The 25,357-nt window shown below is 74.0% G+C and carries 8 protein-coding genes and 1 pseudogene; 6 read left to right on the top strand and 3 right to left on the bottom strand.

Annotated elements, in window-relative coordinates:
• Positions 1 to 10: 10 nt before the first annotated feature.
• Positions 11 to 154 (top strand): annotated as a pseudogene (locus LPA42_RS08495) (hypothetical protein); the annotation flags it as partial.
• The gene (locus LPA42_RS08490) at positions 151 to 480 is read left to right on the top strand and encodes a helix-turn-helix domain-containing protein (protein ID WP_077936403.1); all 330 of its coding nucleotides are present in this window, start codon (positions 151 to 153) and stop codon (positions 478 to 480) included. The pseudogene LPA42_RS08495 and the gene LPA42_RS08490, both read left to right, overlap by 4 nt.
• 103 nt (positions 481 to 583) lie before the next feature.
• Here LPA42_RS08490 and LPA42_RS34135 read toward each other — a convergent pair whose 3' ends face one another.
• The 3 genes from LPA42_RS34135 to LPA42_RS08475 form a co-directional block, all read right to left on the bottom strand.
• On the bottom strand, positions 584 to 1,807 hold the full coding sequence (locus tag LPA42_RS34135; RefSeq protein ID WP_304442019.1) for a helix-turn-helix domain-containing protein: 1,224 nt from the start codon (positions 1,805 to 1,807) through the stop codon (positions 584 to 586).
• 241 nt (positions 1,808 to 2,048) lie between these two features.
• Positions 2,049 to 2,858: a GntR family transcriptional regulator gene (locus LPA42_RS08480; protein ID WP_077936404.1), complete on the bottom strand. Its 810-nt coding sequence runs from the start codon at positions 2,856 to 2,858 to the stop codon at positions 2,049 to 2,051.
• Positions 2,859 to 3,323: 465 nt separating this feature from the next.
• Positions 3,324 to 7,409 (bottom strand): alpha/beta hydrolase, encoded by a 4,086-nt coding sequence (locus LPA42_RS08475; RefSeq protein ID WP_077936405.1) that lies wholly within the window; start codon positions 7,407 to 7,409, stop codon positions 3,324 to 3,326.
• A gap of 790 nt (positions 7,410 to 8,199) precedes the next feature.
• Between LPA42_RS08475 and LPA42_RS08470 the strand changes: the two genes are divergently transcribed.
• The 4 genes from LPA42_RS08470 (at position 8,200) to LPA42_RS08455 (ending at position 25,352) form a co-directional block, all read left to right on the top strand.
• On the top strand, positions 8,200 to 9,012 hold the full coding sequence (locus LPA42_RS08470) for a helix-turn-helix domain-containing protein (protein ID WP_158229382.1): 813 nt from the start codon (positions 8,200 to 8,202) through the stop codon (positions 9,010 to 9,012).
• A gap of 251 nt (positions 9,013 to 9,263) precedes the next feature.
• Positions 9,264 to 9,494 (top strand): MbtH family protein, encoded by a 231-nt coding sequence (locus LPA42_RS08465; RefSeq protein WP_176734036.1) that lies wholly within the window; start codon positions 9,264 to 9,266, stop codon positions 9,492 to 9,494.
• Positions 9,487 to 17,532, top strand: coding sequence for a non-ribosomal peptide synthetase (locus LPA42_RS08460; RefSeq protein WP_228986464.1), 8,046 nt, complete (start codon positions 9,487 to 9,489; stop codon positions 17,530 to 17,532). Before LPA42_RS08465 ends, LPA42_RS08460 begins: the two co-directional genes overlap by 8 nt.
• Positions 17,529 to 25,352: a non-ribosomal peptide synthetase gene (locus tag LPA42_RS08455; protein ID WP_077936414.1), complete on the top strand. Its 7,824-nt coding sequence runs from the start codon at positions 17,529 to 17,531 to the stop codon at positions 25,350 to 25,352. Before LPA42_RS08460 ends, LPA42_RS08455 begins: the two co-directional genes overlap by 4 nt.
• Positions 25,353 to 25,357 lie beyond the last annotated feature (5 nt).

The raw sequence follows: 25,357 nt of genomic DNA, 5'->3' as shown, positions 1-25,357 counted from the left end.
ACGCCAGGTGTTCGACATCGAACGGGAGGCTGTGATCCTGGTCGCCGGCGACAAGGCGGGCCGGTGGAGTCAGTGGTACCGGGAGAACATCCCGGTCGCGGAGGAGCGGTACGAGGAATACCTGACCGAGCGCAAGGGTGGGGAGGCGTCATGACTGCCCGTCGGTGGAGCGATGTGAGGGCTGAGGCGACGGCCCAGGAGCCGTGGCTTGCCAGTGCCGAGGCACAGACGCAGCGTGCCGCGATTCGCGCCGAGAACCTCGGCCGGACCCGTGGCCATGAGTTGGCCGAGATGCGAAAGTCCGCTGGGCTCACCCAGGCTGAGGTGGCCGTGGCCCTCGGGGTGAGCCAGGCAAGAATCTCCCAGATTGAGCACGGCCAGGTCGACAGCCTGGACACCCTGCGTGCGTACGCCGAAACGCTGGGCGCGGAGGTTTCCATCGTCGTGTCCAGAGGGCCGCTCACTCTGCGGGTCGCCTGATCGGCCCGAGGGCGCCCAGAGCGTTCGGAGAGATTCGACTGCAGCGCGCTGCCAGGTGAATCGGATCGTTAGCCGCGATCCGGCGAGACTGTGGCAGCGACGGTCACCGACGGGTCAGGCCGATGGTGGCGGCGAGGCGGGCCACGTCGGCGGCGGTGGGCCCGGCGCGGAGCACGGCGGTCAGCGCGGCGTGGGCGGCGGGGCGGAGGCGGGTCTCGGCCGGGGCGATGCCGTCGGCGGTGACCAGGGCGCGGCCGGCGGCATGATGGTCGCCGAGGTCGAGGTGGGCGCGGGTGATGTCGACGAGGTGGGCGGCCCGGTGCTCGGCGGGTAGCTGACGCCACCCGTCGTCGCCGGTGGCCCGCCGGTGGGCGGCGACAGCCTGATGATGGTCGCCGAGGCGCATGGCGGTCAGGGCGCGGGCGAGTTCGACAGTGGTGGGGCCGAACCCGATGCCGTCGTGGTCGTCGTGCTGCCGCTCGCCGTGGCTGGCGGCGAGGTGGGCCGCCCGCTCGGTGAACTCGGCAGCGGCGGCGACGGCCCCGCACGAGGCGGCGGCGAGGGCGGCCTCGGCCAGCAGGGTTCCCGTCAGCGCGGGCCCCTCCGGCAGGAATGCCCGGGACGGGGCGAGGTCGAGCCGGTGCATGGCGGCTGCGGCGGCACCCATCGCCAGCTTGCCCTGGCGTAGCGCCCGGAGGGCCTGGGCGACGGAGACCGCCGCCAGGCCGGCCAGCCGTGGATCGTCGGCGGCGGCACCCATCGCCCGGTCGGCCGCCAGCCAGGCCAGGTCGGCTTTGCCGAGCTTGACCAGCACCTGGGCGGCGAGCCGGTAGACCCGCACCGGCAGGTCGGCGGCGGACGCGTCGCCAGCCGCGCGGGCGTCGGCGAGCAGGTCGGGCAGCATCCGCAACACCTGGGCGTGGTGGCCGTTGCGGTACGCCGTCCAGGCGTACCCGACCTGGTCGGCAGGCTGGCGCGGCGACGACGCCGGCGGGCCGTCACCACCGATTCTTGGTACGTCGTAGCGGGCCAACGCCTCGCGTACCCGCTCCACGGCGCTGCCGGTGTCGGCGCCGGCGGCCGAACCCCGCTGGGCCCTGCCGCCGAGCAGGACGGCCGGGGCGACCCCGAGGGTCGCGGCCACCGTCTCGATCACCGAGAACCGATCGAGGGTACGGACGCCGCGCTCGACCTTGTCGACCCAGCTCTTCGACCGGCCGATCCGGTCGGCGAAGACCTGCTGGCTCATGCCCCGGCTGACGCGCAGCTCCGCCACCCGCCGCCCGATCGGCGGCTCGTCGCCGGTGCGCCGCGTGGGCCGGGTCACCGATCCCGCTCCGTCGGCGGCATGGCCAACGTGGACTCCCCGCAGCGCGGACACCACCGCGACTTGACCCGGAAGGCGAGCAACCCGAGGAGGAATCCCGGCACCAACCCACCGAACACAAGAGACACGACCTGAGACAGCACAGTCACCCCTCACCTTCGGGTGAAGCCGAGGGTCGGATTGCCCCTCCCTTGAGGAGTAACCCTGCCAGATTGTCAGCAGACAATCAATGCCTCTGCGGTCAAACTCCTGCTGGCTTGTCCTCCTCCCCGGCAGGGAAGGCGTACAGCAGCTCGTACATCTCGGCGTCAAGCACCATCAGGGACACCTCGACGCAGCGGTCTCCTGCGTAGGCGTGTCTGGTGATCTCGAAGACCAGGCTGCCCTCTCGGCGCAGGCCCAGTCCTTCCCGGCCGTCCACACCGTTGATCTCTTCGGGAGTGGGCGCGCGACTGATGACCCGCTCCAGGAACCTGGTTGGCGCGAATCCCTGCTCGGCGAGTCGTGCGAAGGTGCCGCCGGGGCCAGTGTCCGTGTGCTCGATGCGAGTGCCACGGGTCAGATCGGTTGGCAGGTAGGCGGTGGCGAGCTGGACCGAACGCCGCTCTCGCACGTACCTCCGATGCCTCGATAACACCATCTCGCCGGGCTGCACGCCGAGGGCCTGGGCGACCTGTGCCGGCGGCACGACGTCTCCCACGATGACGTCCACAGCCTTCGGTGGGTCCATGGAGTCGTATGCCTGGATCGACAGCCCGCGTCCCCACTGCGTCGCTGCCAGACGTCCCGGTGAGGTCCGAGGGATGCGGCTCGCCCGGACATAGCTGCCGGACCCTCGGCGCGACTCGATCAGTCCTTCGGCTCGCAGGCGGTCGATGGCCTTCTCTGCGACACCGCGCGCCACGCCCGCCTCCTCGGCGGCGAACGCGCGGAGTGTGGGGAGCTTCGCGCCGGCCTCGTAGCCTTTGGCACCCTCCTTGATCCTGCGCCTGAGTTCGGCGGCGAAGCTCTCGGCGGTGTGCTTCTTCTCCTGGCCGTGCACGTCGGTCATCGGACTCTCCAACTGTCGTCTGACAGAAGGTTACTTGCGGGCCTGTCACAGAAGCCGTGCTACCCAGTTGATCCATGTTCTCGGTGGCTGACATTGGTTGCATGGATTGTCCGATGACAAAGATTGTCGCGGAAGGTCACGACTTCGGTGCCTTGTGTTGCCATGGCTCCGGGTGTGGCTCCTTGGGTCGCCGGCATGCTCAGTTCCGCTGCTATCAGTGCCTGACTCCGCTCGGGAGCCTCAACTGCTGATGTGCTGAATCTGCTCGTTTGTCGAGAATCGTGCTCTGATTGCGATTCGCAGAAGCCGTTCCTTGCTGTGAGGACGTACCCCAGTTGACGGTCGGAGACGACCACGACAAGGCCTGCAAAGCCGAACAACCGGTAGGGCAGGTCGGGGCACTCGAACGGACGAAAGGGCCCCCGCAAGGGGGCCCTTCCAGTCAGTGTCCGAGGTGGCGGATCGTCACTTCTTGAGCAGTCGCACCTGCACGGTCTTGCTCGCGCTCTGCCCCGTCGCGGTGCCGAACGCGACCGTGACCGTCACGTCGAGCCGCCCCGCCTTGACCAGCTCCTGCCGGTACGCGGGGTCGACCGTCACGGTCAGCGTGACCGTGCCCGCCTTGCTCACCTGCCTGGTCACCGCGACCACCTTGTCGCCGGTGAGGGTGAGCGTGCCGGCCGTGTTGACGGTGGCGGCGATCGTCGCCGTGCCCGTCTTGGTGTTGGTCGTCACCTTGCCGAGCTTCACCGTCGGCGGCGGCAGCACGGTGCCCACCACCGCCTTGGACAGGGTCGCCCGTCCGGACGAGTCGACGACCAGCGCCTGGAGCTTGACCTGCCGGCCGGCGTCCCTGGCGCTGGGCGTCCAGTCGAACAGGTACGGGGCGACGGTGCTGGTGCCGACCCTGGTGCCGTTGACGAGCAGGGTCGCCGACGCGATGGCGAAGTCGTCGGTGCCCCGGATGAGCGGGTGCACCGTCGTCCCGACCTGGAACACCGCGCCCTGCCCCGGGTCGGCGACCTGGGCCGACGGGGCGCGGTCGGCGACGCGGCCCACCCCGGTCGGCACCGCCTTCGGCGGCTTCGGCAGCCGCTTGGCGAGGGTGACGGTGGCTGCGCCGGTGCTGTCGGGGCCGGAGACTGCCTCGGCCCCGGTGCGCGGGTCCGCCGGGCCGCCCGAGAGCGGCGCGCGCTTGCCGAGGTAGCTGCCGGTCACCGTGAACGGGGCTGCCTCGCGTACGGCCGTGTTGTCGGCGTTGGCGTTGTAGGCGGCGTACCCGTTGCCGGTGATGATGTCGCCGGAGGCGGTGAGCGCCCCGACGCTGTCGGTGCCGGCGTCGGTCAGCAGGATGCCGTAGGACTTCTCGGGCGCGGGCGGGTGGTAGTTCCCGGTGATCCGGCTGTCGTTGACGAAGCCGGTTGCCCCGCTGGCGTACCGGATGCCGACCTGCGGGAACACGCTGCTCGACGCGCCCGCGACGACCGTGCCGGTCACGTAGCCGTGGTTGCGGATGCCGGTCCGGGCGGTGTTGTCCGGGCTGCCGTCCGTGCCCCGCGCGCCGTCGAACAGGATGCCGCCCGACTGGTAGCCGGTGACGACGCTGCCGGTGACGGTCACCTCGCTCTCGACGGTGGCGGCGCTCGCCCCCCGGATCACGCCGGTCTTGACGATGCCCCAGCCGTGCGGGTGCTCGGCCAGTTCCTGCGCGGTGGTGGCGGCCCGCAGCGGGCCGACGACGCTGTTCGCGACGCGACCGGCCGCGCCGAAGAAGGCAATGCCCGCCTCGGCCCACACGTTGCCGGAGGTGACGGTCACGCCGGAGATGTCGACGAACATCTCGTTGGTGTCGGTGGAGCCGAGCGACTGCCGCGACACGGTGATCACGTTGCCGCCGCCGTCGCGCAGGTAGGGCTGGTCGCCCGCGAGGGTGCCGAGCGACTGGTCCGGCTTGATGGTCACCTTGTCCGCGCCCGCGCCCTTGATCTTCAGGGGCTTGGTGATGGTGAGGCCGTTGCGCGCGCCGGCCTGCACGGGGTTGGACGCGTGGTTCACCGGCGTCGAGGACTCCTGGTAGACGCCCGCGCAGACCACGATCGTGTCCCACGGCGAGGCGTGGTCGACGGCCGCCTGGATCGACGTGAACTGGGCGGTGGGGCACTGCTGCCCGTCGTCGTCGACGGTCCAGGTGGTGTTCCCGCGCGGGTTCGCGACCGGGTCGACCAGTGCCACCTTGCCGGGGGCGTTGTCGTACGCGGCAAGGTAGGTCGCCGGGTCCGGGCCGCCGAGGGCGGACTTGCCGTAGCCCGCGCCGTTGGCGTGGTTGCCGTCCGACAGCAGCCGCGCCCCGGCCGCGCTCTCCTGGAAGCGTACGTCGGCGAGCTGGATCGAGCCGGACTTGGGCAGGTCGCCCGCCCCGAAGCGCAGTTCGAGCTTGGCCAGGGAGCCGACGTCGACGCCCTGCGCGGCGAACTCGCTCAGCGGCACGCGGATCTGGTCGAGGACGATGTGCGTGTTCGGCGTGTTCGTGCCGGTGGACATGTGCAGGGCGTTGCCCCAGCGCGGGTCACCGGCGTCGACGGTGGCCTCGTGCCCGGCCGTGTCGCTCAGCGCGATGACGAAGCGCTGCGTGGTCGACGTCGGGTCGTACGACGTGGGCAGTTCGTTGGGCCAGACCGGGCTGGTCGGGGTCCCGTTGACGGTGGTGTCGCGGGTGTTGTCGCCCCGGTTGTCGGCGCCCGGGTTGCGGGTGTCGAAGAAGTTGACGGCGGCGCTGAGGGCCAGCGCCTTGAGGCCCCGTACGTCCTTAGACGCGGCCGGGATCGCGGCGGTGAGGGTGGCGGTGGAGGTCGGCTCCCAGGCGAGGGTGAGCTGGCGGCCGTAGGAGTGGTTGATCGGGCTGTTCTCGCGGGTGGCGTTCTGTCCGCCGAGCGCGCCGGCCGCCGGCAGCGGGCAGGGCTTGGCGGCGGTCGGCAGCCCGGTCTTGCCGAGCTGGGCGGGCGCGAAGTCCTGGGGCTCCGGGTTGCACCAGTCGTAGCCGCCGGCCGTCGCCGCCGGCTTCGGCGCGACGCCGGGCGACTGGGCGTACGGGTCGGCGAAGCCGCTGCCGGTCAGCGGGCCGCCGAGGGCGTTGAGGCCGAGGGGGTTCTCCACCTCGGGGCGGATCACGTCCACCCGCTCCTGTGGCGCGGCGAAGTAGCTGGTGTTGACCCGCTCGTTGCAGGCGATGGCCGTGCCGGACGGGCTGGTCGGGCAGGCCGTCGCCGGGACCTGCAGGCCGCTGGCGGTGTTGGCCAGCTCGCCGGTCAGCCAGGGCTGGAACGCGCCCTCGCCGCCGACGTAGCGGCGGAAGAAGGCGGCCATCGTGGCCAGGCCCAGCTTTTCCTGGTCGCCCATGCGGGCCGCGTCGCCGGAGAACTTGGTGTTCACGGCCGGGTTCAGCGGATCCGAGTTGTCGATCTTGTAGTTCAGGTCGGGGTCGGTGTAGCTGGCCGCGCCGCTGAGCCGCAGGTTGTTCGGGTGGATGTTGTTCGTCGCGAACGGGGCCGAGTTGCCGCAGGCGGCGTCGTTGTTGCCCTGGCCGTCCGCGCCGCCGTCGGCGTACCAGACGGTGTTGTACCAGTTGTGGATCGCGCCGAGGTGCTCGACCTGGATGCGGGGGAAGGGGTCGCCGGGGTTGACGTACTGGCTGCGCTCGAACAGCCGCGCGCCCTGGAGGTTGGACACGTCGCCGTCGCACATCGGCAGGATCGTCAGGTACGGCATGCCGTACGGTGCCTTGCGCTCGTAGTCGACCGGCGCGAGGGAGATGACGCCGCGCAGGGGGTAGCGCGGGCCGTCGGTGCGGATGCGGTTGTAGTCGATGAAGCTCGACACGGCGTCACCGCCGCGCGAGTGCCCCATCAGGCCGATGCGGGTGAGGTCGAGGTGGCCGGAGAGCGTGGTGCCGACGGTCGTGTGTTCGTCGACGGGCAGGCCCTCAGCGCGGTTGGCGGCGCTGAGCGCGTCCAGGGTGGCGGCGATGAGCATGCGCCGGCTGTGCATGCCTTTGCCCTTGCTGCTGTCCTGCCGCATCATCAGCTGGTCCTGCGACACCGAGAACGTCGTGTAGCCCCAGGTGGCGAGGTTCTCCGCGAGGTAGGCGTAGCCGTTCTCGTTGTGCTTGAACTGGGCGCAGGTGAGCTGGGCGCTGTTCTGCCCGGAGTCGCACGAGCCGTGGTTGCCGTGCACCAGGACGATCAGCGGCGACGGGGTGGTGCGCTTGGCCCAGTCCGGCGTGTAGAGCTGGCCGCGGATCTCGACCTGCTCCGCCGCCTGGGCCGTCCCCGGCGTCGGGTCGGCCCCGGCGGAGTTGGGCTCCTGGATGCTGGCGAGGCCGAGCTTGGCCTCCTGGACGGCCTGGTAGCCGAACGGTCCGCGCGCCGTCGGGTCGGGCAGGTCCGCCGGTGCGGCGGGGGGCGGTGCGGCTGCGGTGGGGGACGCCGCACTGGCCGGGGCGGCCAGCGCGGCCGGGGCCGTCAGCGAGACGACCACCGCGAGGAGAATGCGCATGCTCCTCGATGTTCGTACCTTCAAAGTGTCTCCCCGGAAAGGAGTGGAAATGTTCAACGATCGGGGACGCTAGCCAGCTCTCGTTTCTCCCGCGTTTCGTATGGCGTGCGTCTCGCGGCGCGCGGAAATCGCCTCTACCAGGGGATATGCGCCCCGGACGGGAAGCCGACCGCAACTGCGGCGATTGGGACTCCGGGGCTCTTCGCGACTCATATCCGCGCCGGGAAACGGCGCGCCGAACGGTGTGCTCGGGGTTGGTGCAATCCGTTGGGAATTGTGGGCCCGCGAATGGAGAGCCGCACTTGAATGTATTGCCGTCCTCGGTCGGCGCGGGGCGCGTGGCGCGGGCCTCGGCGCGCGGCACGATCTACGCAACAGGGCCATCACGGGCAAGTGGTGCGCACTCCCGTGGACGTGGCCAAGGGGGCAGCCCGGCCAAGTCCATGACGATTGGGTGCAGGTGGCAGGGAATCGCCGGAGGGGATGACCGCACAGTGATCCGAGCGATACTCAGCTATTGGTGTCCGGGTCCCCGAGCGGTAGCATCCACATTCGTGACAGTCACTGGACACGATTGTGTCCGTACCGTCGCGAGCGGGCTTTGGCCTATTCGGCCGAAAGTCTCGTACGCGGGATCCTTCGGTCCCGGCGACGGGCAGCCGTCGACCGATCGATCCGCCCTGCTTCCGGCTCTCGGGAGAGCCGTGTGACCGGTGGCCGTTGTTCCATTTCGGTGCAGGTCCAGATGCGCGGGAAATATCATTCACGGCTGCGCCAGGACGAGGGAGAAATGGTTGCCATTCGGCAGGTCTCGGCAGATCAGAACAGCGAGCTGGCCGCCTGCGTCAAAGCCTGGCGGCACCGGCTGGTGCCCGACGACCGGCTCCTCGCCCGACGCCGCCGAGCCCGTCGGTCGAACGTCACCCAGGAGGAGGTCGCGGAGATCGTCGGGGTGAGCGTCGTCTGGTACAGCAACCTCGAACGCGGGGTGCGGGCCAACTACTCGGACGCCTTCCTCGACGCCGTCGCCGAGGCGCTGCGCCTCGACCGGCACGAGCGGGAGCTGCTGTATCTCCTGGCGGTCGGCCGGATGCCGTCGCCGTCGCCGGTCGGCGCGACCGCCGTCGTCCTCGGCCCCGCCCTGCGCCAGTTCGTCGAGGGGCAGCGCTGGGCGACCTACGTCCTCGACCGGTACGCGCGGGTGGTGCTGCACAACGAGGTGTGCGAGGCCTACTATCCCTGGCTGCGCAGCGATCCCAGCTACCCCCGCTGGCTGTTCACCGACGCCGACGCGCGCCGCCGGCTGGTCAACTGGGACACCGACTGGGCGGCGCCGCTGCTCACCCAGATGCGCATCGCCCAGGCGCTGCACCCCCAGGACGCGGGGATCGCCGCGCTGGTCGACGCCTGCCTGGAGACCAACCCCGAGGCCCGCTGCCTGTGGAACGCCCACGCCGCGAACGGGTGCACCCTGCAGTCGCGGCGCGGCATCCGGCTCTCCAGCGACCACCGGACGACGCTGGTCGACGTCGTGACCCTCACCGATCCGAGCGCGAGTGAGCTGCAGATCGTCTCGCTGATTCCGGTGGCCGACCCGGCGTAGCCGCCTTTCATCCCCCCGCTTCCCCTCCAGCGAATTCCGTCGTCGGCGATTCCGGCCTGCCCGCTCGACCTCGGCCTTCCCGTGGGCTGCCGGCCTGCCCGTGTGCTCTCGCCGAAACCGTTTACACCAACTGCCACTTGGTGAAGTGGCAATTTCTGGCCGCCGCCGCTATCGCCCGGCAGGATTCTCCCCGGCCGCTTCCGGGGGCTATGTGGACTCCCTGCGGCATCGATGTGGACCGGAGGCGGATCATGAATCCATTCGACGATGCGGACGGCACTTTCCTGGTGCTGGTGAACGCCGAGTCGCAGCACTCGTTGTGGCCGGAATTCGCCGAGGTGCCGGCGGGCTGGACCGTGGCATGGGGGCCGGGCGGCCGCGACGACGCGCTGCGCTTCGTCGAGGAGAACTGGCAGGACATGCGGCCGAAGAGCCTCGCCCTCGCCATGGACCAGGCCGAGCAGGCCGCGTTCCATGGGTGAGGACGACCGGCACTGGCCGCTGAGCAGCGAGCAGCAGCGGCTGTGGTTCATCGACCGGCTGACGCCGGCCAGCGCCGCCTACCACGTGCCGGTGTCGTGGCGGCTGCGGGACGCCGTACCGCTGCCGGAGGTCGTCGCCACCGTCGGCCGCCTCCTGGCCCGGCACGACGCGTTGTTCACGGCCTTCGCGGAGGTCGACGGCGAGCCGGTGCAGCGCCTGCTGCCGGCCCGCGAACTGCCCCTGGAGGTGCACGACCTCACCGACTGCCCGGCCGCCGAGCGCGACGCCCGGTGCGCCGAGGTGGTGCGGGAGGTGTCCCGCCGACCGTTCGACCTGAGCGCCGGGCCCCTGGCCCGCGCGGCGGTGATCGCCGTCGACGACCACGTGCGGCTGCTCCACCTCACCTTCCACCACATCGCCGTCGACGGCCTCTCGCTGGAGATCGTCGAACGCGACCTCGCCGCCGGCCTGGGCGGCGCCCCCGTCCCGCCCCCGCCCCGGGCCGCGTACGTCGAGCACTGCGCCCGGCAGCAGGAACGGCTGGCCGGGCCGCGGGCGCAGCGGGACCTCGACCGGCGCGTCGAGCAGTTGCGGGGTGCGCCGGAACTGCTCGAACTCGGCCGCGACCGGCCCCGGCCCCGCGACTTCACCTACCGGGGCGAGACCCTGCGGTTCACCGTGGAGCCCGGCGTCCGCGACCGGGTGCGGGCCCTGGCGGCGGGCAGCGGCGTCACGCCGTACGTGGTGCTGCTGGCGGCCTTCCACGTCTTCCTGCACCGGCAGACCGGGCAGACCGACCTCGTCGTCGGCTCGCCGGTCGCCGGCCGGGGGGACAGCCGGTTCCTCGACGTGGTCGGCCTGTTCGCCGGCACGATGGTGGCCCGCACCGACCTGGGCGGCGAGCCGACGTTCGAGGCCGTCGTGGCGCGCACCCAGGAGTCGGTGCTGGACGCCCTGGAGCACCTCGACGTGCCGTTCGACCGGCTCGTCAACCGCCTCGTGCCACAGCGGGTGCCCAGCCACGGCCCGCTCGTGCAGGTGCTGTTCGCGTTCCACGAGACCGGGCCGGCGGCCGGGGCCGGCGCCGCGGGCGGAGCCGGGGCGGGGGCCGGCGGGTCGTTCCTCACCCGCGAGTTCGTGCCCACCGACACGGCGAAGCTGGACCTCACGTTCACCGTCTACGACGTCGGCGACCGCTTCGACATCGAGATCGAGTACTGCACGGACCTGTTCGGCCGCGACTCGGTCGAGCACTTCTTCCGGCACTGGTCGCACCTGCTGTCGAGCGCTCTCGACCAACCCCGGCTGGCGATCGGACACCTCGCGGCGATGGACGCCGCCGAGCGGTCGGTGATCCGGTCCTGGTCGGCGGCCCAGACGTCGGCGGCGGGTGACGACGCCGACCTGCTGGTGCACGAGTTGGTGGGGCGGTGGGTGGAGGGGTCGCCGGGTGCGGTGGCGGTGGTGTGTGGGGAGGTGGTGTTGACGTATGGGGAGTTGGGTGCGCGGTCGGATGTGGTGGCGGGGTTGTTGCGGGGGTTGGGGGTTGGTGGGGGTTCGTTGGTGGGGGTGTGTGGTGGGCGGTCGGTGGAGTTGGTGGTGTGGTGTTTGGGGGTGTTGAAGGCTGGTGGGGCGTATGTGCCGTTGGATGTTGATTATCCGGCGGAGCGGTTGTCGTGGATGTTGGTGGATTCGGGTGTGTCGGTGGTGTTGGGGGCTGCGGGTGCGGCAAGCCGGTTGCCGTCGGGTCCGTGGCGGGTGGTGGAGGTTGACGGGGAGGTTGTGGGGCCGGTCGGCGAGGTCCCGCCGCCGGTAAAGGTGACTGCGGACAGTGCGGCGTATGTGATCTACACGTCGGGGTCGACCGGCCGCCCCAAGGGCGTCACCGTGACCCACCGCAACGCGGTCCGGCTGTTCGCCTCGGCCGCCCGCGACTTCAGCTTCGGCCCCGACGACGTCTGGTCCATGTTCCACAGCTCGTCGTTCGACGTCTGCGTCTGGGAGACGTGGGGCGCGCTGGGCACCGGCGGTCGGCTCGTCGTGGTGCCCTACTGGGTCTCCCGCAGCCCCGACGACCTGTACGCGCTCGTGCGGGACGCGGGCGTGACCGTGTTCAGCCAGACCCCGTCCGCGTTCGTCCAGTTCGAGGCCGCCGACGCCCGCCTCGCCGACCCGCACCTGCAGTCGCACCCGGAGCCGCTGGCGCTGCGCTACGTCGTCTTCGCCGGTGAGGCCCTGGACCACGGGTCGGTGCGCCGGTGGGCCGCCCGGCACGGCTGGGACCGCCCGCGACTGGTCAACATGTACGGGATCACCGAGACCACCGTGCACAACACGTTCCGCGAGGTCGGGCCCGACGACCTGACCCGCGCCCTCACCCAGATCGGCCGCCCGCTGGCGGACCTGGCGATCCACGTCCTCGACGGGCACCTGCGGCCCTGCCCGGTCGGCGTCATCGGCGAGATGTACGTCGGCGGGCCCGGGGTCGCCCGGGGCTACCTCGGCCAGCCCGGACTGACCGCCGGACGCTTCGTGGCGGACCCGGTCGGCGACGAGCCGGGCGCGCGCCTCTACCGCAGCGGCGACCTGGCCCGGTGGCGTCCCGACGGGACCCTGGAGTACGCCGGCCGCGCCGACAGCCAGATCAAGATCCGGGGCTTCCGGGTGGAGCTGACCGAGATCGAGGCCGTCGCCCACCAGTTCCCCTGCGTCACCGGCACGGCCGTCACCATCCGGCCCGACGACGCGGGGGCCCCGCAGCTCATCGCGTACGTGGTGCCGGAGGCCGGGTCGACGGTGCCGGTCGCCGAGCTGCGGCAGTGGCTGGCGGACCGGCTGCCCGACTACATGGTGCCGGCGCGCTTCGTGGAGCTGGCGGCGATCCCGCTGACGCCGAGCGGCAAGACCGACCACCGGCGGCTGCCCGACCCCGTCGAGGAGGCCCGCCCCGCCGGCAGCGGCGACTACGTCCCGCCGCAGGGCCCGGTGGAGCGGCGGCTCGCCGAGATCTGGGTCGACGCGCTCGGCCCCGTCCAGGTGGGCCGGCACGACAACTTCTTCCACCTCGGCGGCGACTCGATCCGCAGCATCCGGGTGCTCGGCGCGGCCCGCGCCAGCGGCATCTCCTTCGAGCTGCAGGAGCTGTTCCACCGCCCCACGATCGCCGAGCTCGCCGCCGCCTGCACGGTCGTCGACGTCCCCGACGCCCCGACGCGCCGCCCGTTCGAGCTGGTCGACGCCGCCGACCGGGCCCACCTGCCGGGCGGGCTCGTCGACGCGTACCCGATGACGGCGTTGCAGGTCGGCATGGTCTACGAGATGACCCGCGACCCGGAGCGGCTGCCGTACCACAACGTCGACAGCATGAAGGTGCGCGCGCCGTTCGAGGCCGACGCCTTCTCCCGGGCGGTCGCGCACGTCGTGCGCCGGCACCCGATCCTGCGTACGGCGCTGTCGCTCACCGACTACAGCGAACCGCTGCAGCTCGTGCACGCCGAGGCGGTCCTGCCGGTCGGCTGCGACGACCTACGCGACCTCGACGAGGCGGCGCAGGACGAGATCGTCCGGGCCTACCTGGAGCACCAGCGGGTCACCCCGTTCGACCACGACCGCCCGCCGCTGCTGCGGATGCACGTGCACCGCCGCTCCGACGACGTGTTCCAGTGGACGCTCACCGAGCACCACGCCGTGTTCGACGGCTGGAGCCTGCACTCCACGCTCAGCGAGATCATGCGGGTCTACCAGGGCCTGCGCGACGGCGTCGAGCCGGCGGACCCGCCGCTGACCGCGCAGTACCGCGACTTCGTCGAGCTGGAACGCGCCGCCCTCACCTCGACCGAGACCGAACGGTTCTGGCGCGAGCGGCTGGCCGAACCGCCGGACACCCGGCTGCTGCGCTGGCCCGACGGGCCCGTGCCGGAGCTGCCCGGCGAGCAGCGCTTCCTGGGCGAGTGGTGGTATTCCACCGACGCCCGCCAGCGCTACGGCTCGGTGGAGACCGTGCTCAGCCCCGAGCTCTGCGCGGCGCTGGGGGACCTGGCCAACCGGTGCGGCACCCCGCTGAAGGCCCTCTTCGTCGCGGCCTGCCTGCGTACGGTCGGCTACGCCACCGGCGCGACGGACGTGCTGGTCGGCGTGACCGCCAACGGCCGGCCGGAGGAGGCCGGCGGCGACGACGTGCGGGGGCTGTTCCTCAACACGCTGCCGTTCCGGCTGGCGCTGCCCGACGGCAGGTGGACGGACCTGATCGCCGCGGTCTTCGCGGCCGAGCGCGACATGCTGCCGCACCGCCGCTTCCCCATGGCCGAGATGCAGCGCCGGCTCGGCATGGACCAGCCGGTCAACGTCAACTTCGTCTACAACCACTTCCACGTGATGGCCGAGATGCTCTCCGGCCGGGGCACCGAGATCCTCGACGGCAAGATCGGCAGCTTCTCCACCGTCCGCGCCGAGCCGACGAACTTCCCGCTCAACATCGGGGTCGTCCGCGACCCGGTCTCCGACCGGGTGCTGCTGGCCATGGACTTCCACACCGACGCCGTCCGGGCCGAGCAGGTCCGGCTGCTGCGCGACTGGTTCGTGGCCGCCCTGTGGGACATGGTGACCGCGCCGGACCGCCGGTACCTGCGCGAGCCGCTGGCCGGCGCTGCGGAGCGGTCCCTGCTCGCCTCCTGGTCGGCGGCGGCCGCGCCGCCCCCGGAGCCCGCCGACCGCGCGCTGCTGGTGCACGAGTTGGTGGGGCGGTGGGTGGAGGGGTCGCCGGGTGCGGTGGCGGTGGTGTGTGGGGAGGTGGTGTTGACGTATGGGGAGTTGGGTGCGCGGTCGGATGTGGTGGCGGGGTTGTTGCGGGGGTTGGGGGTTGGTGGGGGTTCGTTGGTGGGGGTGTGTGGTGGGCGGTCGGTGGAGTTGGTGGTGTGGTGTTTGGGGGTGTTGAAGGCTGGTGGGGCGTATGTGCCGTTGGATGTTGATTATCCGGCGGAGCGGTTGTCGTGGATGTTGGTGGATTCGGGTGTGTCGGTGGTGTTGGGGGCTGCGGGTGCGGCAAGCCGGTTGCCGTCGGGTCCGTGGCGGGTGGTGGAGGTTGACGGGGAGGTTGTGGGGCCGGTCGGCGAGGTCCCGCCGCCGGTAAAGGTGACTGCGGACAGTGCGGCGTATGTGATCTACACGTCGGGGTCGACCGGCCGCCCCAAGGGCGTCGTCGTCCCGCACTCGGCCGTCGCCCGGCTGCTGCACTGGGGCGAGGAGTTCCTGACCGCCGGCCCCGACGACGTCTGGTCCATGTTCCACAGCTCGTCGTTCGACTTCTCCGTGTGGGAGATCTGGGGCGCGCTGAGCACCGGCGGCCGGGTCGTCGTGGTGCCCTACTGGGTCTCCCGCAACCCCGAGGACTTCCACCGCCTGGTCACCGACGCCGGGGTCACCGTGCTCAACCAGACCCCCTCCTCGTTCGCCCAGTTCGAGGACGTGGACTCCCGGTCCGACCGGCCCCACGCGCTGCGCTGGGTGGTCTTCGGCGGCGAGGCCCTGGAGCACGCCTCGGTGCGCCGGTGGGCCGCCCGGCACGGCTGGGACCGCCCGCGACTGGTCAACATGTACGGGATCACCGAGACCACCGTGCACGTCACCGCGCGCACCCTCGGGCCCGACGACGTCGGCGACGGCCTCAGCCGGATCGGCCGCGAGGTGGCCGGCCTGACCGCCCACGTCCTCGACCCGAGGCTCGTGCCCGTGCCGCTCGGCGCGGTCGGCGAACTCTACGTCGGCGGCGCGCGGCTGGCGCGCGGGTACGTGGGGCGGCCCGGACTCACAGCGGAGCGGTTCGTCGCCGACCCGTACGCCCGCCCGCCCGGCGGCCGGCTGTACCGCACCGGCGACCGGGTGCGGCTGCGCCCCGACGGCGACCTGGAGTACGCCGGCCGCGTCGACAACATGGTCAACATCCGGGGCTTCCGGGTCGAACCCGGCGAGGTCGAGGCGACGATCGCCCGGCACCCGGACGTCGGCGCGGCCGTCGTGGTGACCCGCCCCGACGAGGCGGGACGCGCCGGGCTCGTCGGCTACGTCACCCCCGCCGGCTCCGCCACCCTCACGGCGGCGCAGGTCCGCGAGTGGCTGCGCCACCAGCTTCCCGAGTACCTGCTGCCGGCGCGGCTCGTGGTGCTCGACGCGCTGCCGCTGACCCCGACCGGGAAGGTCGACCGGGCGGCGCTGCCCGAGCCCGAACTCGACGGGTCGCTCACCGGCCCGGCCCCCCGCACCCCGGCCGAACGCATCCTGTGCGAGCTGTTCGCCGAGCTGCTCGGCGTGCCCGAGCTGGGCATCGACGGCAGCTTCTTCGGCCTCGGCGGCGACAGCATCATGTCCATCCAGCTCGTCAGCCGGGCCCGGCGCGCCGGCCTGCAGCTCAAGCCGAAGGACGTCTACCAGCAGCGCACCGTGCGCGCCCTGGCCGCCGTGGCGACCACCGTGGACGGTGCCGACGCCGGCCCCGCCGACGACGGCACCGGCACCGTGCCGCTGACGCCGATCATGGCCTGGGCCCGGGAGGAACTCGGCGGCCCGCTGGACGCGTTCAGCCAGTCGATGCTGGTGCGGGTGCCCGCCGGGCAGACCGTCGAGCGGGTCCGCGAGGCCGTGCAGGCGCTGCTCGACCACCACCCCGCGCTGCGGATGCGGGCCCGCACCGGGCCGGGCGACGAGCCGTGGGAGCTGGAGATCCCGCCCGCCGGGGCGGTACGCGCCGACGACTGCCTGCGCGTCGTCGACCTCGCCGACGCCGACGCGGCCGACCGGCCGGCGCTCATCGCCGCGCAGGCGCGGGCCGCCCGCGAGCGGCTGCGCCCCGCCGACGGCGTACTCGTGCAGGCCGTCTGGTTCGCCGCCGGCCCGCACGTCGGGAACCGGCTGCTGCTGGTCGTGCACCACTTCGCCGTCGACGGGGTGTCGTGGCGGATCCTGCTGGCCGACCTGCGCGCGGCCTGCGCCGCGCTCGACGCGGGGCGGCGGCCGGAGCTGGAGCCGGCGGGCACCACGCTGCGCAGCTGGGCGCGGCAGGTCGCGGCGCTGGCCGGAAAGCCGACCCGCGACGACGAGCCAGACCGCGCCGACGAGCCGACCCGCGCCGACGAGCTGGCCGCCTGGACGCGGCTGCTGGACCGGCCCGACCCGCCCCTGGGCGACCGGCCCCTCGACCGCCGCGTCGACGTCCACGGGCGGCTGCGCAGCGTCACCCGCACCGCGTCGCCGGCCTGCACCTCCGCCGCGCTCACCACCGCGCCGGCCGCCTACCGGACGGGGGTCGACGAGATCCTGCTCAGCGCGCTGGCCCTGGCGCTGTCGCCCTGGCTGGCCCGGCGGGGCCGGGGCGGCTCCGACGGGGTGCTGGTCGCCCTGGAGGGGCACGGCCGCGACGGGCTCGTCCCCGACGCCGACCTGTCCCGCACGGTCGGCTGGTTCACCCGCATCCACCCCGTCCGGCTCGACCCGGGCCCCGTCGACGGGGCGCAGGCGCGCACCGGCGGCCCGACCGTCAGCGCCGCCGTCAAGCGCGTCAAGGAGCAGCTCAACGCCCTGCCCCCGGCCGGCGGGTACGGCGTGCTGCGCTACCTCGACCCCCGGACCGGCCCCGCGCTCGCCCGGATGCCGGCCCCGCAGGTGGCCTTCAACTACCTCGGCCGGTTCCCCGCCGCCGAGCCGGACGACTGGGGACCGGCGGAGGAGGGCCTCGTGCTGCGGGGCGGGGCCGACCCGGGCGACCCCGTGCCGCACGCCCTGGAGATCGGTGCCGTCACCGTCGACGGCCCGGCCGGGCCGCAGTTGCGTACCACCTGGTCGTGGCCGGCGGGGCTGCTGGCCGAGACCGACGTGGCCGACCTGGCCGACGACTGGCACGCCGCCCTGGAGGCCGTCGTGGCCAGCTCGGCGACACCGTCCGCCGGCGGTCACACGCCGGCGGACCTGCCGCTGGTCTCGCTGACCCAGGACGAGATCGACGACCTTGAGCAGGAACTCGCGGCGGAACAGGGAGCGGTGTCATGACGACGTCGAACATCGAGGACATCCTGCCGCTGGCGCCGTTGCAGGCCGGGATGATGTTCCACTCCTGGCAGCGCAGCGCCGGCCCGGAGGTGCAGACCGCGCAGCTCATCCTCGACCTGCACGGCCCTCTCGACGCCGCCGCCCTGCGCGCCGCGGCGGAAGGGCTGCTGCGCCGGCACCCCAACCTGCGGGCCAGCTTCCGGGAACGCCGCTCCGGCGCGCCCGTGCAGGTGATCACCACGGGGGCGGGCCTGTCGTGGACGGAGGTGACCGTCGAGCCGGGGGAGGACCCCGACGCCGCCCTCGCCCGGCACACCGAGGCCGACCAGGGCCGCCGCTTCGACCTGCGCCGGGCCCCGCTGATCGTGTTCCGGCTGATCCGCGTCGACGGCGACCGGCACCGGCTCGTCGTCACGTACCACCACATCCTGCTCGACGGCTGGTCCACGTCCCTGCTGATCCGCGAGCTGTGCGCCCTCTACGAGCACGGGGGCGACGGCGCGGCGCTGCCGCCGCCGGTGCCGTACCGGGACTTCCTCGCCTGGCTCGCCGCGCAGGACCGGCCGCGCGCCGAGGCGGCCTGGCGGGCGGCGCTGGCCGACCTGGACGGGCCGACCCTCGTTGCCCCCGCCGACCCCACCCGCGCCCCCGTCTGGCCGGGCAGCCTGCCCGGCGAACTCGGGCCGCAGGACACGGCGGACCTCGTCGCGTTCGCCCGCCGGCACGACCTCACCGTCAACACCGTCGTCCAGGCCGCGTGGGCGCTGCTCGTCGGCCAGCTCACCGGGCGCTCCGACGTGACGTTCGGCGCGGCCGTGTCCGGGCGGCCCCCCGAGCTGGCCGGCGCGGAGAGCATGCTCGGCCTGCTGATGAACGTCGTGCCGGTGCGCGTGCGGCTGCGCCGCGACGAACCGCTGTCGGCGCTGCTGACGCGGATCCAGCACGAGCAGGCGCACCTCATCGAACACCACCACCTGGGCCTCGCCGACGTGCAGAAGGTCGCCGGGACGGGCGAGCTGTTCGACACCTGCGTCGCGTTCGAGAACTTCCCCGAGTCAGGGGAGCTGCGCTGCGGGCCGCTGCGCGTCGAGGCGGGCGCGGACGACGCCGCCCACTACCCGCTGAGCCTCAACGCGGCGGCCGGCACCCGGCTGCGGCTGCGGCTGTCGTACCGGCCGGACCTGTTCCCGGCGGCCTTCGCCCGGGGCCTGCTGCGCCGGTTCACCCGGCTGCTGACGGACCTGCCCGCCGCGACGGCGACCCGCACCGGGCGGCTCGACCTGCTCGGTGTCGAGGAGCGGCACCGGCTGTCGACCCAGTCCCGCAACCCCGACCCGGTGCCCGTGGCGACGCTGCCGGCCCTGGTGGAGGCGTGGGCCGCCCGCACCCCCGACGCGGTCGCCGTGCGCTGCGGCGCGCGCAGGCTGACGTACGCCGAACTGAACGCCGCCGCGAACCGGCTCGCCCACGCGCTCGTCGCCCGGGGGATCGGCCCGGAGCGGCTCGTCGCGCTCGCCCTGCCGCGCGGCATCGACCTCGTCACCGCGATCCTCGCCGTCACCAAGGCCGGCGGCGGCTACCTGCCGGTCGACCCGGAGTATCCGCGTCCCCGCGTCGAGCAGATGCTGGCCGACGCCGAGCCGGCCTGCGTGGTGTTCGCCGGGGCGGACGCCGCGCCGGTGGCCCGCGCCGCCGCCGAGGCCGCCGGCCTGCCCCGCCTCGACCTGCGCGACCCGGCGCTGGCGGCGGAACTGGCCGGCCGCCCCGACCGCGACCCGACCGACGGGGACCGCAGCGTCCCCCTGCTGCCGACGCACCCCGCGTACGTGATCTTCACGTCCGGGTCCACCGGCCGCCCCAAGGGCGTCGTCGTCACCCACCGGGGCATCAGCAGCCTCGCCGCCACCCAGGCCGCCCACCTCGGCGTCGACGGGCGGGCCCGGGTCCTCCAGTTCGCCTCGCCCAGCTTCGACGCCTCCTTCTGGGAGCTGTGCATGGCGCTGACCTGCGGCGCGGCGCTGGTCGTGCCGACCGAGCGGCTACTCGTCGGCGAGCCGCTCGCCGAGTGCGTCCGGGCGCACGGGGTCACCCACGCGACGCTGCCCCCGGCGGTGCTCACCCAGCTCGCCGTGCAGCCGCTGCCGACCCTGCGCTCCCTGGTGCTGGCCGGCGAGGCGCTGCCCGCCGAGCTGGTGACCCGCTGGGCGCCGGGCCGCCGAATGTTCAACGCGTACGGCCCGACGGAGACGACGGTGTGCGCCACCATCAGCGCCGACCTGCGCGCCGACCGGGTCGGGGCGGGGGCCGCCGTGCCCATCGGCCGCCCGGTGCGCAACTGCCAGGTGTACGTCCTCGACGACAGCCTCCGGCTCGTCCCCGCCGGGGTGGCCGGCGAGCTGTACGTGTCGGGGCGGGCGCTGGCCCGCGGCTACCTGCGCCGGCCGGGGCTGACCGCGACCCGGTTCGTCGCCGACCCGTACTCGGGGCCGGGCGAGCGGATGTACCGCACCGGCGACCTGGTGCGCTGGCGTCCCGACGGGGAGTTGGAGTTCGTCGGCCGGGTCGACGACCAGGTGAAGGTGCGGGGGCACCGGATCGAGCCCGGCGAGGTGGAGGCGGTGCTGACCCGCCACGACGCCGTCGCCCAGGCGGCGGTGGTCGTCCGCGAGGTCGGCACGGGCGGCCGGCAGCTGGTCGCGTACCTGGTCGGGACGGCGGGCGGACCCGCCCCCGACCCGGCGGCCGTGCGCGCCTTCGTCGCCGCCCACCTGCCCGAGTTCATGGTGCCGAACATCTTCGTGCGGCTCGCCGCCCTGCCGCTGACCCCCAACGGGAAGGTCGACCGGCTGGCCCTGCCCGCGCCCGGCCAGGAGCCCGCGCCCGGCGACGACCTGCCCGGCACCGCCACCGAGAAGCTGCTGTGCGACCTGTTCGCCGAGGTCCTCGGGGTGCCCACCGTCGGCGTGCGGGACAGCTTCTTCGGTCTCGGCGGCGACAGCATCTCCTCGATCCAGCTCGTGAGCCGGGCGCAGAGCGCGGGGCTGGCCATCCGGCCCCGGGATGTCGTCGCCCACCCGACCGTCGCGCGGCTGGCCGCCGCCGCCGACCTCGCCGCCGACGTCGCCGCCGACCGCACCCGCGACGCCGCCGTCGCCCGCGCCGACGACGGGGTCGGCGAGCTGGCCCCGACGCCGATCATGGAGTGGCTGCGGGCGGCCGGCGGGCCGGTGGACGGCTACTACCAGTCGATGGTGGTGCGCGTGCCGGCCGGGCTCACCGAGGCCGACCTGCGCGCCGCCGTGCAGGCGGTCCTCGACCGGCACGACACGCTGCGGATGCGGCTGGACCGGCCGTCCTGCCCCGACGGCCCGTGGCGGCTCGACGTGGCCGCGCCGGGCAGCGTGCCGGCCGCCTCGGTGCTGACCCGGGTGCCCGTCGACCCGGCCGATCCGGAGCCGGCCCTGCGGGTGGTCGTGGCCGCGCACGCCCGCGCGGCGCAGGCCCGGCTCGCGCCGGCCGCGCGGGTCATGCTCCAGGCCGTCTGGTTCGACGCCGGCCCGCAGGCCCGGGGCCGGCTGCTGCTGGCCGCCCACCACCTCGCCGTCGACGCCACCTCCTGGGGGATCCTGCTGCCCGACCTGGCCGCCGCGTGGGCCGCCGCGTCGGCGGGCACCCGGCCCGAGCTGGCCCCGGTCACCACCTCGTACCGGCGGTGGTCGGCGCTGCTCGCCGAGGAGGCGGCCCGGCCGGCGCGCACCGCCGAGCTTGACCTGTGGCGCGGGGCGCTCGCGACACCCCCGCCGCCCGTCGGCACCCGCCCGGCCGACCCGGCCCGGGACACCGCCCGCACCGCCCGCAGCCTGGCCCAGACCGTGCCGGCGGAGCTGTCGGCGGCGCTGCTGCGCCGCGTCCCCGACGCGTTCCACGCCGGGGTCGACGAGGTGCTGCTGGCCGCGCTGACCATCGCGGTCGCGTCCGCCCGGCCCGGCGGGCTGCTCGTCGACGTCGAGAGCCACGGCCGGCAGCCGCTGACCGAACACGTCGACCTTTCCCGCACCGTCGGCTGGTTCACCAGCCTGTTCCCGCTGCGGGTGGACCCGGCCGGCGTGGACTGGGCGGACGTGTGGGCGGCCGGGGCGGGCGTCGGCACCGTCGTCAGGGAGGTCAAACAGCGGCTGCGGGCCGTGCCCGACAACGGCATCGGGTACGGGCTGCTGCGCCACCTCAACCCGGCCACCGGCCCCGAGCTCGCCGGGCTGGGCCGCCCGCAGCTCGGCTTCAACTATCTCGGCCGGCTCGGCGGCGGCGCGGCGGAGGCCGACTGGACGCCCATCGCGCAGGACGCCCTCGGCGGCGACGTCGACGCGGACATGCCGCTGCCGCACGCCGTGTCGCTGAACGCCGTGGCCATGGACGCCGCCGACGGTCCCCACCTGCGGGCCACCTGGACCTGGGCCGGCGACGCCGTGCCGGAGCACCGGGTCCGCGAGCTGGCCGACGCGTGGCTGCGCGCGCTACAGGTGCTGGCCGACAGCGCGGCGGCACCGGCGGCGGGCCGGATCCCGTCGGACTTCGACCTGGTAGACGTCGGGCAGGCCGAACTCGACGCCATCGGGGCCGAGTACCCGCGCCTGACGGACCTGCTGCCACTCGCGCCGCTGCAGGAGGGCATCCTCTACCACGCCACGTACGCCGAGGCCGGCGCGGACGTCTACACCGCCCAGCTCACCCTGGAGCTGACCGGCCCGCTCGACGCGGCTGCACTGCGCCGCGCCGCCGGGGACCTGCTCACCCGGCACCCGCACCTCGGGGCGGCGTTCCGGCAGCGGCTCGCCGGCCCACCGGTGCAGGTCATCGGCGACGGCGTGGAGCTGCCGTGGCAGGAGACCGACCTGTCGGCGCTGCCCGACGCGGAACGCGACGCCGAGGCCGCCCGGATCGCCGACGCCGAACGGCGGCGGCGGTTCGACCCGGCCCGGCCGCCGCTGCTGCGGTTCAGCCTGATCCGGCTCGACGCCGGGCGGCACCGCCTCGACTTCACCCACCACCACATCCTCCTCGACGGCTGGTCGCTGTCGCTGGTGGTGCGCGACCTCATCGCCGCCTACGAGCACCACCGGGGGGCCGCCGCCCCGCCGCCGCCCGCGCCGTTCCGCAGCTATCTGGCGTGGGTGGCCCGGCAGGACCGGGCCGCCGCCGAGGCGGCGTGGCGGGAGGCGCTGGGCGGGCTGGCCGAGCCGACCCTGCTGGCCGGGCCGGGCGCGGCGCACCCCACGGTGCTGCCGCGCGACGCCGACCTGGAGCTGGACGAGGAGCTGACGGCGGCGCTGACCGCCCTGGCCCGGGCGCGCGGCGTGACCGTCAACACCGTGCTTCAGGGGGCCTGGGGCGTGCTGCTCGGCTACCTCACCGGCCGCACCGACGTCGTGTTCGGCACGCCGGTGGCGGGACGCCCGCCGGACCTGCCCGGCGTCGAGCAGATGGTCGGGCTGTTCCTCAACACGCTGCCGGTGCGGGTGCGCACCGGCCCGGGGGAGACGTTCGGCGACCTGCTGACCCGGCTGCACGGCGAACAGTCGGCCCTCGTGCCGCACCAGCACCTCGGGCTGGGCGCGGTGCAGCGGCTCGCCGGCACCCAGGGCACCCTCTTCGACACCCTGTACGTCTTCGAGAACTACCCCGTCGCGCTCGACGGCGCGCCGGCCGTGGGCGAGGCCCGGATCACCGCCGTGGCGGGCCGCGACGCCACCCACTACCCGCTGGCCGTCGTCGTGCTGCCCGGCACCCGGATGCGGGTCCGCGTCAGCCACCAGCCCGACCTGGTCGACGCGGCGACGGCGACGGCGGTGCTGGAACGGCTGGCGGCGCTGCTGCGGGCGGTCGTCGCCGACCCGGCCACCCCGGTGGCCCGGCTCGCCCCGCTCACCGGCGCGGAACTGCGCCTGCTCGCGGACGCCAACGACACCGCCCACCCGGTCGGGGCCGCCGACGACCCGGCCGACCCGGCCCCGCCGCTCACCCTCGCCGGGCTGGTCGAGGCGCAGGCGCGGCGCACCCCCGACGCGGTCGCCGTCCGCTGCGGCGACGAGGAGCTGAGCTACGCCGCCCTCGACGCCGCCGCCAACCGGCTGGCCCACCTGCTGATCGCGCGCGGGGCCGGCCCGGAGCGGGTGGTGGCCGTCGGGCTGCCCCGCTCCCCGGCCAGCCTCGTGGCGATCCTCGCCGCCGTGAAGGCGGGCGCCGCGTACCTGCCGGTGGACCCGGACTACCCGGCCGCGCGGCGGGCGCTGATGGTCCGCGACAGCGCGGCCGTCTGCGTCGTCGCGACCCGGGACACCGCCGGCCAGCTGGTCGCCGACGGCTGCCCCGCCGACCGCTGCGTCGCCGTCGACGACCCGGCCGTGGTGGACCTGCTCGACCGGCAACCCGCCACCGCACCCACCGACCGGGACCGGCGCGCCCCGCTGCGCCCTCAGCACCCCGCCTACGTCATCTACACGTCCGGCTCGACCGGGCGGCCCAAGGGGGTGGTCGTCCCGCACGCCGGCATCGTCAACCGGCTGCGCTGGATGCAACAGGAGTACGGGCTGAGCGCCGCCGACCGGGTCCTGCACAAGACCAGCCTCAGCTTCGACGTGTCCGTGTGGGAGATGTTCTGGCCGCTGTCCACCGGCGCGGCGGTCATCGTCGCCGACGCCGAGGAGCAGCGCGACCCGACCCGGCTGGCCCGGCTGATCGCCCGGCACGGGGTCACCACCGCCCACTTCGTGCCGTCGGTGCTCGCCGCGTTCCTGGCCGAGCCGGTCGCCGCGCACTGCGCCGGCCTGCGCCGGGTCATCTGCAGCGGCGAGGCCCTCGACCCCGACCTGGCGCACCGCTTCCACGCCACCTGCGGCGCGGAGCTGCACAACCTGTACGGGCCCACCGAGGCGTCCGTGGACGTCACGTACTGGCCCGTGCCGGCCGGCGCGCGCCCGGCGTACGTGCCGATCGGCCGGCCCATCTGGAACACCCGGGTGCACGTGCTCGACGGCTGCCTGCGCCCCGTACCGCCGGGCGTGGTGGGCGACCTCTACCTGTCAGGCGCCGGCCTGGCCCGGGGCTACCTGGGCCAGCCCGCCCTGACCGCCGGGCGGTTCCTGGCCGACCCGTTCGGCGGCCCGGGGGAGCGGATGTACCGCACCGGCGACCGGGCGGCCTGGGACGCCGCCGGCCAGGTGGTGTTCCACGGGCGCGACGACCAGCAGGTGAAGGTGCGGGGCTTCCGCGTCGAGCTGGGCGAGATCGACGCCGCGCTGGCCCGCTGCGCGGGCGTGGCCGCCGCGGCGACGACGGTCCGGGAGGACGTGCCGGGCATCCGCCGCGTCGTCGGCTACGTGGTGCCGCAGCCGGGGACCCCGTTCGACCCGGCCCGGCTGCGCGCCGAGCTGGCGGCGAGCCTGCCGGCGTACCTGGTGCCGGCGGCGCTCGTCGAACTCGCCGCGCTGCCGCTCGCGCCGAACGGCAAGCTCGACCGCGCCGCCCTGCCCGCGCCGCTGCCGCCGGCCGCCGAGGCGGACACCGCAGCCGGGGCCCACGCCGGGGCGGTCACCGCCTGGGAGGCCCGGCTGTGCGCGCTGTTCGGCGAGGTGCTCGGCGTGCCCGCCGGGGTCGACGACGACTTCTTCGACCTCGGCGGGGACTCGCTCACGGCGATGCGGCTGGTGCACGGCGTCGAGGCGCTCGGCGTCGACCTGGAGGTCCTGGAACTGATGCTGCACCCCACCCCCGGCCGACTGGCCGCGCACCTGCCCGAACCCACCCCTGCGAACGAAGGTTGACGACA

The sequence above is a fragment of the Micromonospora sp. DH13 genome (assembly GCF_020873825.1).
Taxonomy (GTDB): Bacteria; Actinomycetota; Actinomycetes; order Mycobacteriales; family Micromonosporaceae; genus Micromonospora; species Micromonospora haikouensis.
Note: the sequence above shows the minus strand (reverse complement) of the source record. Positions and strands in the feature narration are given on the sequence as shown.